We start from the raw sequence: 13,046 nt of genomic DNA, 5'->3' as shown, positions 1-13,046 counted from the left end.
ATATAACAGTGATTGGTTATCTATTGCTCTGATTGGATATTTAAAGCGCTTACGTTGATAGACAAGCTCCGCGCGCACGCAAATAAACGCAGCCTTAAACGGCTGCGTTACATTTTTTATGACGAAAGCTAAATATTGAAATTCAAATTAATATTATTGTTAATGTATGGCTTTATGCCCTGCCGGTTGAGATGCCTTGGAATAGCGGTTCTCAGGCAATGGAATACCGAGATTTCCACGCAGGGTGCTACTTTCGTATTCAGTGCGGAACAGACCCCGCTCTTGCAGAATCGGCACTACCCGATCGACGAATTCCTCCAGTCCGTTAGGAACAGCAGCTGTGATCATAAATCCGTCTGCTCCTCCACCCTCAAACCAGGTTTGAATCTGATCCGCCACTTGCTCAGGTGTGCCAATAAAGCTGCTACGCGGGGTAGCGGATTGTAAGGCGACCTGTCTTAGTGTTAAGCCTCTCTCCTTCGCGTCCTTTTTGATTTTATCCGTGCCGCTCTGAAAACTATTGCGCCCCAACTCGCCAAGCTCAGGGAACGGTGCATCCAGCGGATATTGCGAGAAATCATGATGCTCGAAGAATCTGCCCAAATAGTTCAGTGCATTCTCAATCGTCACGAGACCAGCAACCTCCTGATATTTGCGCTCTGCTTCCTCTGGTGTGTCGCCAATGATTGGTGCAATGCCAGGAAAGATCAGCACCTCATTCGGATCCCGGTCAAATGAAGCTACCCGTGTCTTAACATCGCTATAGAATGCCTGGGCATCTTCTAGCGTTTCGTGGCCAGTGAAGATAGCATCCGCTTCCTTTGAGGCGTAATTTTTACCAACTTCTGAGGAACCTGCCTGAAACACGACTGGCTGCCCCTGCTTCGAACGAGCAATATTGAGCGGTCCCTTCACGGAGAAGAACTCACCTTGATGGTCCAGGGTATGCATTTTTTGCGGATCAAAGAATACACCTGATTCCTTGTCTCGGACAAACGCATCATCTTCCCAGGAATCCCATAATCCGCGCGTCACCTGCAAATATTCGGTAGCAATGCGGTAGCGCTTGCCATGGTCAGGATGCTCTTTTTTGCTGTAATTAGAGGCAGAGCCTTCCAGCGGTGAAGTCACCACATTCCAGCCGGCCCGGCCTCCGCTGATTACATCCAGTGAGCCGAATTGACGCGCGACAGTAAACGGTTCACTGTAGGAGGTGGACAGGGTACCAACCAGACCGATGTTGGTGCTGACGGCGGCGAGTGCGCTAAGGATGGTCAGCGGCTCAAACCGGTTAAGGAAATGCGGAATAGACTTTTCATTAATGTACAAACCGTCTGCGATGAAGATCAGATCCAGCTTGCCTTCTTCTGCCTTCTGTACCCACGCTTTGTATAATTCAAAGTTTACACTTGCATCCGGCTTAGCATCAGGATGGCGCCACATCGACGTGCTGCCTCCTACTCCATGCAGCAGTGCGCCTAGCTTCAGTTGTTTTGGTTTGGTCATGTTCATTCCTCCTAAAAGTTTTGTGAGCATACGATTCCCAGGTTTTACTTTGTGCAAAACTCACTTTATAAGCATTTATTGCACGAACGATGCATTGGCAACGCCCTGCTTGATTCGCTCGATCTGGCCAAGATGCCTTTCCACATGTGCGGTGAAGCTATGGACGATATCGAAAATTTTCACGATCTCCCCCTTGAAGTTAATCCCGCTTTTCTCCCAATCCTCTGCGCTGAGCCGTTCAAACAATAGACTGTTATAATAAAGCAGGCTGCGGAACAACTCCAGGCTATCGGAAGCATAACCACTGTTGGCGTACTGGCCGCTGACCCAAGCGTCCTGATTGAAGACTGGCAGCTGCGCAGTTGTAGCAGCGAGAATATCACGGATGCGGAACGAAACCACAATGCTGTGATCAGCTAGATGAGCCAGCACCTCAGTGACACTCCAACTTGTTGGTTCCGCCTTCCATTTCAGCTGTTCCTCTGTTAACCCTGCAGTTGCATGCACCAGCTGGTTGTAAGTACTTAAAAAATTACTGATTTGAACTTTGCTCATTAAATCCCCTCCAATATAAAGCCTGCTTGCGAATGATCAGGTGCAAAACGTGATAACGAAAAAGGTTGGATGTTGTGGTTGGTAGCTCCACTTGTCGCCATATCAGCAAGTATTTCACCTACAACACTAGAAAATTTAAAACCATGCCCTGAGAACCCTCCGGCTACCAGCACATTGGAGTGGAGCGGATGGCGGTCAATAATGAAATCTTCATCAGGCGTATGCTCATATTTGCATACAGAACCTTTAAGTAATCGGCCAGCTGCACCCGGCATATAAGACTCCAGTACTCTACGAAGGTCTTGCTCATCGCTGGCTTCACTGCCAAAGGGAGCAAGTAGTGTGCCTGGTTTCCATTCCAGCCCCGTATCGTGCCGGCCGATCTTCAGACCGGTTCCATCAATGCTGGGAAAGCCATAATAGCCACCTTCCTCAGCCCCTAGCGTGAAGCCAGGGAAGTTACCGGCTGCAAAAGCAGGTGAGCTCTCAAACCAGCCCACAACTTTGCGGATCGCCTTGATTGGCAAATGCACAAAAGGCGCCAACGCACCAAACCAGGCTCCGGCACTAAGGATAGCTGACGCTCCGTGATAATCGCCGTTTGTTGTATGAACTGTCACACTGCCTTCGCGGGCGGTGATGTTTACTACCGAAGTGTTCGTCAACAGCTCCGCACCCTGTCCAAGGGCAAGCTGGCGGTAGGCGGAGATACAGCGCTCGCTGTACAAATACCCGGCATCTGGTTCATACATTGCTGCGAATGTTTCTGGAATGTTCAATCCCGGCCAGCGCCGCCGGATCTCTCCGGCATCCAGATGCTGAACCTGCACCTTCCGTTTCTTCGCTTCCGCGAGACGACCGCTGAAGGAATACACTGCACTATCTGCTAGATTCAATACGCCCGAGCGGACAAGCAGTTCTATTCCGCTCAACTGCTCGGCTTCTTTCCATAAACGATCTGCCCGCAGAGCCAAATCAATGTAAGCGGGATCACCACTGTAAGCGTGCCGGATCAGCCGGGTTTCCCCGTGATGGCTTCCCTGTGTATGTGGAGGATCAAAGGCATCAATTAGCAGCGTCTTCACTCCGCGCCTCGCAAGATAGTAACCGGCGCTCATGCCCATCGAGCCTGCGCCGACGATAATTACATCGTAACTGTTATATTCAGCTATAATTCTGCACCTCCATCGGGACTGTACTGCACTAGGGAACGAACAGCTACATCCGCAAGGAAACGTGCTGCCACAGGGAGTGCACGTTCATCCAGATTGAAGGCCGGATGATGCCATTCCTGGCTTCCTTCAGTACCAACAAAAACGAACAGTCCGGGTACCACGCGCTGATAGAAGGCGAAATCCTCTCCAGCCAGAGAAAGCTCTGGCTGAATCTCTCGGTAACCAAGAGCTTCGACCGATTCAACTCCAAGCGCTGCTAGGGAGGGGTCGTTGATAACCGGAGGTGGCCCTTCTATCCAGCGAACGGTAGCTTCTGCTCCAAGAGCCGCTGCTACACCGACCGCCACTTCCTGAAACCGGTTCAGCACTTTGCTGCGCACCGTTTCATCAAAGGTGCGGATCGTCCCTTCAAGCACGGCTTTTTCGGGGATAATGTTCCATGAATTGCCGCTGTGAATCTGCGTCACACTGACCACCGCACTCTGCAGTGGACTGACATTGCGACTTACAATGGACTGGAATGCCGTCACAATATGCGAAGCCGCTACAATCGGGTCTATGCCAGCTTCCGGAACGGCAGCATGAGAACTGCCACCCTGCACTTCAATCACAAACCCGTCAGCTGCTGCCATTAAAGGACCACCCTTAATACCGATGGTTCCGACTGGCAGGTCTGGCTTGTTATGCAGCCCGATCACTGCCCGGACGTCTTCTAGTGCCCCGCTAGCAATGATTCGCTGTGCACCCTGCGCCTTCTCCTCCGCTGGTTGGAATAACAGGCGCACCGTTCCCTGTAATTGCTGCTCTCGCTGTTTCAATTGAAAGGCGGCACCAATCAAGGCAGCCGTATGGAAATCATGCCCGCAGGCATGCATTTTGCCGGGATATAATGAAGCAAAGGATACTCCGCTTTCCTCCTGGATTGGCAAGGCATCAATATCTGCGCGCAGTGCGATGACCAAACCAGGCTTTTTGCCGCCAATCTCTGCGATCACGCCGGTAGACAGACCGTATTCTACGATCCTGACTCCTGCCCGCTCCAGCAGGGAAATGATATATTCTGTTGTGCCATATTCTTCATTGGACAGTTCCGGGTGCCGGTGCAGATGACGGCGTATCCCGATTAATTCTTCTTCAAGCGCTTCCGCACTTAACTCTTTAGCTTTACTTGTCATATACAGTCACCCTCCTTTACACGATTTCCTGTGTGATACCGAGCCCGCCCGCTTTATGCCTCTGCCGCCACTTCAGCGATTGCTTCGCTCAATAGCTCAAAGGATCGGAGCCGTTTGTCAAAGGGCTGTACATTCGTCGTTATGATGAACTCCTCGACACCGGATGCCTCTGAAAGTTCCAACAACTGTTCACGGACAGATGATTTAGTTCCTTTGGTAATCTCCGGTTCCAGCTCTTCAATCGTGTAGGCTTCATTGCTCTGGCGGGCAAATTCTCCCGCCTGTTCCAAGGTCCCTACTGTCAGCTTCTTCCCGCTCGCCAGTTGAATCCGGATCAGCTTATGCGCACCTGCCAGTTCTTTCGCTCCCTCCTCAGTCTCAGCCACCACTAACGATAAAGCGATAATCGCTTGCGGTTGTCTGCCCTGTGAAGAAGCAAAACCGCTGCGGTAAGCACGAATGGCATCCAGCGCTACCGCCTTATCGCTGTTAATAAACAGGGAGAATACGTACGGTAACCCCAGTTCAGCGGCAATTTCCGCGCTGCTTACACTCGCACCAAGGACATACAACTCGGGAGGAATACCAGGAAGGGGACCTGCCTTCAACCCTGCCAGCGGATGGTTTTCTTCGAGGCGGTTATGTACATACTTTTCCAGCTCGATGATTTTGCCCGTCAGGTCTGGGGTTTCAGCTTTTCCCTGCTGCAGTGCCTGTGTGCTGCGCGGGAGTCCACCGGGAGCACGTCCCACACCGAGATCCACTCGTCCAGGAGCCAGTGTAGACAGCACATTGAAGTTCTCCGCTACCTTATACGGGCTGTAATGCTGGAGCATGATGCCACCGGAGCCAATGCGGATTCGCTCTGTTTTAGCCAGAAGATGTGAGATAAGTACTTCCGGGGAAGAGCCGGCTACCTGCTCGGAGTCATGATGCTCTGAAACCCAGAACCGGTGGAATCCAAGCTCTTCGGACAGTTGTGCCAGCTTGACTGTATGCTGGAATGCTTCCTCCGGCGTTTCTCCCGGATAGATCGGACTTTGATCAAGTACGCTGATTGTAATAGCCATTGTTTTTCCTCCTATATGGAATAGTTAAATTCAGGTGTGATCCGCTTCAGGAACTGCCTCGTTCTTTCTTCGCGCGGATGGTTAAACAGCTCTGCCGGAGTCCCTTCTTCAACAATGACGCCTCCGTCCATAAAAACCACATGATTCGCCACATCACGAGCAAAGCCCATTTCATGAGTCACCACAATCATTGTGATGCCTTCCTTGGCAATTTTACGGATGACGGCCAGCACCTCACCCACTAAATCTGGGTCCAACGCCGATGTGGGTTCGTCGAACAATATAACCTCCGGCTCGAGTGCCAAGGCACGGGCAATGCCAACCCGCTGCTGCTGGCCTCCGGACAGCTGACTTGGATAGGCGTCCAGCTTGCTGCCAAGACCAACCTTTTCAAGTAGAGCAATACTCCGCTTTTTCGCTTCTTCCTTCAGAAGCTTTTTGACAATCAACAGTCCCTCCATCACGTTCTCCAGCGCGGTTTTATGGCGGAATAAATTGTACTGCTGGAACACCATTGCCGTTTTTTGCCGGAGCAGATGAATCTCCTTTTTACGGGCGTGCTTGCAGTTCACTTTGAAATCGCCGATGGCGATCTCTCCGCTGCTTGGCTTCTCCAGATAATTCACACAGCGTAAAAGTGTCGTTTTGCCTGAGCCGCTGGGACCGAGAATGACGACAACCTCGCCCTTCGTCACCGTTAAATCTATATTGTTGAGCACCTGATTCCGACCGAATGACTTCGAAATTTGCGCAAGCTTGATCATGCTACTCCACCTCGATTGTACAGATTAATTCTTTTTTCAATCAGCGACGTCACGCGTTCGATCAGGAACGTAAGTCCCCAGAAAATCAGTGCTGCCGCCAGATAAGCCTCAAAAAACTTCCAGTTCGTTGAAGCAACAATTTGCGCCTTAGCATTGATATCCACCACCGAAACGGTAAAAGCAAGGGTAGATCCATGCAGCATACCAATTACCGAATTTGACAGATTGGGCAGACTCGCCGCCAGCGCCTGAGGAAAAACAATCCGCCGCAGTGCCTGGGGCGTGGTCATGCCGATAGAATGGGCCGCTTCCAGCTGACCGCGATCCACCGCAAGCAGACCTGAACGGACGACTTCGGACATATAGGCTCCCGCTGTAATTGAGAACGAAATATAGGCAAAACCGATCATGGGAATCGATACCGACCTGAAGCTCCAGCCGAACTGTACCGCCAGACCATCGATTAATACGGGAAGCCCAAAATAGATGAGCAAAAGATGTGTCAGCATCGGTGTCCCGCGGATGAACGTAACATAACCGACAGCCAGCGGATACAGCAGCGGAATTCTGTATATCCGGATCAACGCTACAGCCACACCAATCACAAATCCAATGAGTACTGAGACAACAGTAATAGATAAGGTCACAGGAATTGCACTTAAAATTTGCACCAGAGCAGTCCAGATAAAAGATGGGTCCAGCTTCATAATCCGCTACCTCCTTTACCCGGTCCAAGTTCAGCAATGATGCGGCGGTAGGACCAGCTTTTGTTGATTTTGAACGATTTTTTCTCCGGTGTATTCCGTTTCTCATGCCGCAGCAGCCGGCGTTCTGCTATAAGCAGCAGTTTCTCGATTGTAAAGCTGATGACCAGATAGATTAGCGCAAGCGCGATATACGTTTCAATAAAATGCTGAGTTAAGCTGCCTAGCGTCTGTGCTTTACCTGACATTTCCATCACCCCAAGAGTAAAGGCCAATGACGTATCTTTCAGTAGAGCAATCACCAGATTGGAGAATACCGGAACTGCGATTCCGAGCGCCTGCGGCAGCACGATTCGCGTAAAGGCTTGAACCCCCGTCATTCCTGTAGCATAAGCAGCCTCTACCTGCCCCTTATCCACCGCCATTACAGAAGCCCGGATCATTTCGGACATGTATGCCCCCGTATGCAGCCCGTAAGTAAGTATCACAAAAACAAGCACGGGAGTCCGGGTCATATCGACATGAACCAGCTTCATAATTTCGGGCAGACCATAATAAAACAAGAAGAGCTGGATAAGAATCGGAGTTCCCCGAAAAAAAGAAATATAGATTTCGGAGATGGTTTTTAACACAGGCACTTTATAAAGTCTTGGCAGAGCTACGAGAAAGCCGACAAGAATTCCTGTCAGTAGAGAACAGGCGACAATCAGAAGCGTGGTGCTTAAAGTCTCTAGTAACTTAGGCAAAAACGAAAATACAAAGCTGATATCAAACTGTGCGCCCATATATTCCCTCCCTTCCCGTGCTCACCGGCTCAATCATTTAACCGAATCCGCTGTAACATCCGCACCCAACCATTCCGTACTAAGCTTGCCTAGTGTGCCGTCTGTCTTCAGCTCTTTAATCGCACTGTCAATCGCATCTGACAGCTTTTGTGAATCGGCATCATCCTTACGGAAAACATAGAGAATGTCCGCGGAGGACAGCTCGTCGCCCGTTGCTTTTAGCTGATTCTGCGGATCAATGATCGGCAGGACAAAATCTGCAGCCAGCGTTGCGTCCACACGACCAGTACTAATCTGTGCGACGGTATCATTCGCTGCACCATTCTGATACACGATATCAATCGCATTGTCATTCTCTTTATTGTAGTTCTCGAGTATTTGTGCTTGTGCACTCGTTGCACCTACAAGCACCTTTTTCCCTTTGAGATCATCAAGCGATTGGATTGAATTATTATCCTTTGCCACTACAATGCGGTTTCTCCAGTGGGCATAGGCTTCTTTGTTAAAAGAGTATTTCAGCTCCCGTTCCGGATTTTTCTCCATGACATGGGCGACCAAATCGATTTTTTTGGTTTCCAGGCTCAGCAGCAGATTGCTGAAATCCATGGTTTGAAATTCGAATTCATATTCTGGAAGCTGCTTATCGATTTCTTTGAGCAGTTCCACATCAAATCCGGTGAGTTTGCCGTTCTCATCTATGAAGCAGACTTTCGGAAAAGCAGTACCCGTGCCCACAATGATCTTAGTTACCTTAGCCGAATCCTTTGCCGGTGCCGCAGCTTCTGCTGTATTTCCATTCTGATTGCTGCTAGCACTGTTACTGTTGTTTCCGCAGCCGGCAATCGCCAGTGTCAATATCGAAGCAAATACTAGTGAAATGGACTTTTTCATTGTTTTATCCCCTTTGAATGAACTGTGGTTTGTCTGTAAGTGTTTTTTTCAGCAGATACATAATGCCGTCACCGTTCTGCTGATCCAGTTCTAAAAACCGTTCGTACCCCCGGCGTTCATACATTTGAACCAACCACGGATGTTTCTTCGCCGTTGCCAGCGTGACTGCAGCCGAACCTAACTGTCCAGCAATAATGTTCTCTTCCACCCAATCCAAAAGTTTTCCACCATAACCTCTGTTACTGTAATCTGGATGAGCAGCAAACCATTTAATAAAAGGCAGTGGGCTAATCTTCTTAATCTCTTCTTCCTTTGAAAGGGTTATGGTCGCAACTATCGTTCCGTCAACTTCAAGCACATAACACTCATTCGTAGCTATATTGTCTTCAATAAGCGCCAAGTCGGCTGTGGCCGCCGGCCAATGCAGCCCAAGTTCACGAATCAGCTGATAAGCACGATATGTAACATCCAGCAATTGCTCCGCATCCTTCAGTTCTGCCAGCCTGTATACCTCACTCATCACATGCCCTCCAGCCTTTCGAAAATTAATTTTATAATCCCTATCGAATTAGTCGTGATTATATGCAATTAACTTTATCACTGCATGTGTCCATGCGCTAATAGAGTTTTTTAATACATCTATACAATTAGTCGATCTCCGACTTTACCAATCCCCAGTTCAAGCAAGGTTTCGATGAATTCTGCGTTCTCTCCATTTAGCGAAATCAAGCTGGTTCGTAAGGAGATGCCTTCCGTCTCCGCAATATCCACCCGGATCAGCGACCCCGTCGCCACTTCCTCTTGCACACTGAGGGCGGGAAGGAAACAGATGCCTGCTTTTTTCAATACCAGCTTTTTGGCTGTCTCCAGGTTATCTACCTGATATTCAATCTTCGGTGGCTGTTCCATGCTCTCAAATACACGATGCAGCCGCATCCAATCTAAAGAGCCACATTCAAAAAAAACCAACGTCTCCTGGCGGATATCCTCCAGTGAAGCCCGCTGTGCTTTAGCAAAGCGGTGTCCCTCATGTACATACAGTGAGATGGGGTCCTCACAGAAAGGAAAGGTTTGAATTGCCGGATTTACGACCTTACGTATAAAAGCCAAATCAAGCTCTTTCGATTTCAACTTTTCAGTCAATACTTCCGTAGAAGCTGTTATCAGCTTGATCGTGATATGAGGATACCTGCGCTTTAAATGGAGCATCAGATGGGGCATTAAATAATTGGAAACCGAGACCGTACTGCCGATTCTCAGTTCATTTGGAATGTGTCCCTTAGCCTGAACCTGATATTTACCGTTCTGATAGATCTGGAGAATCTGCTGGGCATAGGGAAGAAACTGTTTACCTTTATCCGTAAGGTTAATCTGCTTGCCCAACCGATCAAACACTTTGCAATCCAGTTCCCTTTCTAGCGATTGAATCCGGGCCGTTACTGTCGGCTGTGAGATATATAGAACTTCGGCCGCTTTATTGAAGCTTCCATAATGGTTGATGTAGACAAAAGCCTCAATATTTTCAATGTTCATCCCTAATCCCCCTATGCTTTTATTAATTTTACTATTCCGATGTAAAAACAATGAATTAAAGCGATGCTACCCTATAGATTTTGTTTATATCTTAGTCATCACCCTATTTTTTGTCAACAATTAATTCCGTGTAAATCAATCGGATTTTGAACTGAAAGTCATGTTTATTTCATATAGAACTTTTCTATTCCTAAATCAGAATTATGAAACCCCTCTTATTCCACTAGGATTTATCATGTATAATAATTTCATTCGAATGAACATTACATTTGTCTGAAAGGGGATAGCGAAAACATGTCACAAAAGATCATTATCCGTGAAGCTGAGAATAAAGATCGAAATGCTATCGCCGATTTGCTGTTAGATGCATACCACCAATATTCGGAGATCATGCCTGAGCCGTTGTGGCTGGAGTATCGGAAATCGCTTCTTGATTCCGTTCATGGTGATACCCCGCTCGTTCGGATCATCGCTGAAATCGACAAGAAAATCGTTGGTAGCGCACTCTTGTTCAGTTCCTCGGAAACGGCTTACGGGAAACCGGAGCTCGGGATTCACTCCCCTATCCTACGTCTGCTAGCCGTATCTCCATCCGCTCGTGGTCTTGGCGTTGCAACCCTTCTGATTCGCGATGCTGCACGGAGATCACTACAGTTGGGTGCCACCACCTTGAACCTGCACACCTCGGAAATGATGTCTTCAGCCATCAAACTGTACCAGCGCTTAGGCTTTAATCGTGCGTATGAGACCGATCTTATGAACGGTGACACCTTGGTACAAAGCTTCCGACTAGACCTGCTGTCCTCCGTCCGTTCTACAGCGGGACAAATATAGAATTCGAGAATTCTTAAATATTTGTCTTTTAATATAAAAAGAAGCCTCGGAAAGCTTACCCAATGATCTTGTGTGATCGTTACGGCGAACTCCCGAGGCTTATTTATTTTTCTTTTTTATAAGTAATTTCTTTAAAACTCACAGTGATTTCGCCCGTATTATCGGCATCGCCCATTCGAAGATCTGTAGTAACGGTAGCACTGGAAGGGATGGACGAAAAGCTTGCCCCCTTCTGCTTCTTTTTTACATCATAGAGATAATAAGAAACACCCTTAACATTAAGCCCTATATTATCCTTGTGCATAAGTTCTACAGTATAGGATTTTATCACGGCTACATTAGCGTCCATCCACCCCACAACTTCAATAGCCGTATCTTCATGATTGCCTTCAGTCTTAATGGATCCGATGGAAAGACCATCCTGATTATAAAAATTAATTTTTTGTGCAGCTATTTTCAGATAATCGATATCGATGTCAAGAATTCGGTTTTCGTTGATTTCTGCTGTATCCATCCAGGCAATCGTGCCCGCCGGGTTCCACTTTATTTTCTCAGAAGGTACATATTGCTCTTGTGGTAACGGTACAGTACGTAGCGAAACTCCTTTATTATCGTAAAAGGTTAATTCGCCGCTCTCATCATCATGTACAAATCTCTTAAAAGTTGGTGAGAGGAACAGGGATGGCGCCCCGGTCGTCGAATGTGGGATTACGCGATATTTCAGAAGATGGACATCGTCCTTTCCTGTTTTCAGATCAAAGATCCATACATTGCCGAGATAACTCTGCATAAACAATTTTTGCTCATCAGCTTTCCATTGAAATTTATAAATGTAATCATAATCATCAGAAAGCGGCCAGAAGTTTTCCCGAAGTCGTTCAATCTTTCCTGTAACAACATTATATGAGGACAAATGATATTGCCCGGCTTTTTTCGTCACATCCGATTCCAGAAATAATAGATGATCCTCATCCAGCGGGATTAGCATATTATAGTTGCTCATAAAAGCGTTATTCCATCGATTATTGGAATCGTTGAGTTCGTCGCTCCATTTCACCTTCACCTCATCCGTAGCAGGATCATGGGCTAACAAAGCGTTGACAGCATTGTGGTCGCCATAGAAAAGATGAATGGTATGATAAGAGATCCCTTGCAGTTCAACTACTGCTCCACCATTTAATAGATAGTTATTTTCGGATAGGTCCATCGGTTTGGCCACCAGATCTCCAATAGAGTTCCGTTCTGTATTAAACTCCAAACCATTAAATTTTGCTTCCGAGAACAGAATTTTTTTTAACTCAGCAGTTGATTCCTTAGTAATTGTGTAGCCTGTATCCGTTTCGTTCACATTCATTAACATGCCTTGCTCGCTTGTCTCGTTAATCCATAAATGAAAGGCATATTTATTATTATCTGAAATTAGAACGATATCGTAGTTAGGCGTTGCGGTATTTAAATTCCCTGGTATTTGTTCAGCGGTACGGATGGCTCGGACGAAAGTATCTATGGTTTCATGATCTGTGTATTCATCCTTTATGTTAGCATTCACTGAACCATGTGCTAGAGAGTTTGCTAATGTGATTCGCTTGATGGTCTCATCGATCTTTAGATTATCGGATTCTACATGCTGATCATTTGATTCAAATAAGTTAAGCAAAGCAGCCTTATCCGTTTCGGATAACTTGTAATGCCCATTTTGTCCTGATTTGGTGAAAAGACCATTATTCTTGCCCATAATCCAGAATGAGAACTTTTCGTTTTCTTTATTCTTCAATTCAACAGTAGCCTCATATTCAGGTGCTGCAATATCAAGCTTCGCGTTGTCATACTCAGCAGTATGTATAGCTTTATTGAAACGTTCTATTAGCTTTTGGTCCTTTATGGTTATTAATCCGCCGATATCATCATGGATTGTAATGGAGTCCACAGAACTCAGATCGATTAGCGTTTGATTCGCTTTATCTTTATCCCCTGTATTGACACATCCAACAAAGATTATTGAAATAACTGCTAAAAGGGCTAGTAGATTTAACTTTTTCATATAGGCTCCCCCT

The 13,046-nt window shown here is 47.2% G+C and carries 13 protein-coding genes; 1 reads left to right on the top strand and 12 read right to left on the bottom strand.

Annotation, left to right across the window (positions count from 1 at the left end):
• Positions 1-159 precede the first annotated feature (159 nt).
• The 11 genes from MHH86_RS15555 to MHH86_RS15505 all read right to left on the bottom strand — a co-directional run bounded on the left by MHH86_RS15555 (position 160) and on the right by MHH86_RS15505 (position 10,158).
• Complete coding sequence (locus MHH86_RS15555) at positions 160-1,506, bottom strand: LLM class flavin-dependent oxidoreductase (RefSeq protein ID WP_076317040.1); 1,347 nt, start codon at positions 1,504-1,506, stop codon at positions 160-162.
• Between the two features lie 75 nt (positions 1,507-1,581).
• Positions 1,582-2,061 (bottom strand): DinB family protein, encoded by a 480-nt coding sequence (locus tag MHH86_RS15550; RefSeq protein WP_076141226.1) that lies wholly within the window; start codon positions 2,059-2,061, stop codon positions 1,582-1,584.
• Positions 2,061-3,233 carry an N-methyl-L-tryptophan oxidase gene (gene solA, locus MHH86_RS15545; RefSeq protein ID WP_076317041.1) on the bottom strand — a complete coding sequence of 391 codons (1,173 nt, stop codon included), beginning with the start codon at positions 3,231-3,233 and terminating at the stop codon, positions 2,061-2,063. Before solA ends, MHH86_RS15550 begins: the two co-directional genes overlap by 1 nt.
• Positions 3,230-4,411, bottom strand: a complete 1,182-nt coding sequence (locus tag MHH86_RS15540; RefSeq protein ID WP_036677275.1) for an amidohydrolase — start codon at positions 4,409-4,411, stop codon at positions 3,230-3,232. The genes solA and MHH86_RS15540 overlap by 4 nt, the downstream gene beginning before the upstream one ends.
• A 53-nt stretch (positions 4,412-4,464) precedes the next feature.
• The gene (locus MHH86_RS15535; protein ID WP_036677277.1) at positions 4,465-5,481 is read right to left on the bottom strand and encodes an LLM class flavin-dependent oxidoreductase; all 1,017 of its coding nucleotides are present in this window, start codon (positions 5,479-5,481) and stop codon (positions 4,465-4,467) included.
• Between the two features lie 11 nt (positions 5,482-5,492).
• A complete protein-coding gene (locus tag MHH86_RS15530) occupies positions 5,493-6,245 on the bottom strand; it encodes an amino acid ABC transporter ATP-binding protein (RefSeq protein ID WP_076317042.1) in 753 nt (250 codons plus the stop codon).
• Positions 6,242-6,952 (bottom strand): amino acid ABC transporter permease, encoded by a 711-nt coding sequence (locus MHH86_RS15525; RefSeq protein WP_036677282.1) that lies wholly within the window; start codon positions 6,950-6,952, stop codon positions 6,242-6,244. Before MHH86_RS15525 ends, MHH86_RS15530 begins: the two co-directional genes overlap by 4 nt.
• Complete coding sequence (locus MHH86_RS15520; protein WP_038571132.1) at positions 6,949-7,734, bottom strand: amino acid ABC transporter permease; 786 nt, start codon at positions 7,732-7,734, stop codon at positions 6,949-6,951. Before MHH86_RS15520 ends, MHH86_RS15525 begins: the two co-directional genes overlap by 4 nt.
• A 33-nt stretch (positions 7,735-7,767) precedes the next feature.
• Positions 7,768-8,625: a transporter substrate-binding domain-containing protein gene (locus MHH86_RS15515; RefSeq protein WP_038571128.1), complete on the bottom strand. Its 858-nt coding sequence runs from the start codon at positions 8,623-8,625 to the stop codon at positions 7,768-7,770.
• A gap of 4 nt (positions 8,626-8,629) precedes the next feature.
• On the bottom strand, positions 8,630-9,145 hold the full coding sequence (locus MHH86_RS15510) for a GNAT family N-acetyltransferase (RefSeq protein WP_036677287.1): 516 nt from the start codon (positions 9,143-9,145) through the stop codon (positions 8,630-8,632).
• Between the two features lie 119 nt (positions 9,146-9,264).
• On the bottom strand, positions 9,265-10,158 hold the full coding sequence (locus MHH86_RS15505) for a LysR family transcriptional regulator (protein WP_076222459.1): 894 nt from the start codon (positions 10,156-10,158) through the stop codon (positions 9,265-9,267).
• 294 nt (positions 10,159-10,452) lie between these two features.
• Here MHH86_RS15505 and MHH86_RS15500 point away from each other — a divergent pair, with 294 nt between their 5' ends.
• Entirely contained in the window at positions 10,453-10,992 is a 540-nt protein-coding gene (locus MHH86_RS15500) for a GNAT family N-acetyltransferase (protein ID WP_076317043.1), read from the top strand.
• Between the two features lie 103 nt (positions 10,993-11,095).
• Here the strand turns inward: MHH86_RS15500 and MHH86_RS15495 are convergent, their stop codons facing one another.
• Positions 11,096-13,033, bottom strand: a complete 1,938-nt coding sequence (locus tag MHH86_RS15495) for a hypothetical protein (protein WP_076317044.1) — start codon at positions 13,031-13,033, stop codon at positions 11,096-11,098.
• Between the last annotated feature and the right edge of the window lie 13 nt (positions 13,034-13,046).

The sequence above is a fragment of the Paenibacillus sp. FSL F4-0097 genome (genome assembly GCF_038593125.1).
GTDB classification, from domain to species: Bacteria; Bacillota; Bacilli; order Paenibacillales; family Paenibacillaceae; genus Paenibacillus_AQ; species Paenibacillus_AQ odorifer.
Note: the sequence above shows the minus strand (reverse complement) of the source record. Positions and strands in the feature narration are given on the sequence as shown.

Coding starts and splice junctions, on each gene's coding strand:
- MHH86_RS15535 (WP_036677277.1), bottom strand. CDS start 5,481: ATGGCTATTACAATCAGCGTACTTGATCAAAGTCCGATCTATCCGGGA.
- MHH86_RS15520 (WP_038571132.1), bottom strand. CDS start 7,734: ATGGGCGCACAGTTTGATATCAGCTTTGTATTTTCGTTTTTGCCTAAG.
- MHH86_RS15525 (WP_036677282.1), bottom strand. CDS start 6,952: ATGAAGCTGGACCCATCTTTTATCTGGACTGCTCTGGTGCAAATTTTA.
- MHH86_RS15505 (WP_076222459.1), bottom strand. CDS start 10,158: ATGAACATTGAAAATATTGAGGCTTTTGTCTACATCAACCATTATGGA.
- MHH86_RS15515 (WP_038571128.1), bottom strand. CDS start 8,625: ATGAAAAAGTCCATTTCACTAGTATTTGCTTCGATATTGACACTGGCG.
- MHH86_RS15550 (WP_076141226.1), bottom strand. CDS start 2,061: ATGAGCAAAGTTCAAATCAGTAATTTTTTAAGTACTTACAACCAGCTG.
- MHH86_RS15495 (WP_076317044.1), bottom strand. CDS start 13,033: ATGAAAAAGTTAAATCTACTAGCCCTTTTAGCAGTTATTTCAATAATC.
- MHH86_RS15540 (WP_036677275.1), bottom strand. CDS start 4,411: ATGACAAGTAAAGCTAAAGAGTTAAGTGCGGAAGCGCTTGAAGAAGAA.
- MHH86_RS15500 (WP_076317043.1), top strand. CDS start 10,453: ATGTCACAAAAGATCATTATCCGTGAAGCTGAGAATAAAGATCGAAAT.
- MHH86_RS15555 (WP_076317040.1), bottom strand. CDS start 1,506: ATGACCAAACCAAAACAACTGAAGCTAGGCGCACTGCTGCATGGAGTA.
- MHH86_RS15510 (WP_036677287.1), bottom strand. CDS start 9,145: ATGAGTGAGGTATACAGGCTGGCAGAACTGAAGGATGCGGAGCAATTG.
- MHH86_RS15530 (WP_076317042.1), bottom strand. CDS start 6,245: ATGATCAAGCTTGCGCAAATTTCGAAGTCATTCGGTCGGAATCAGGTG.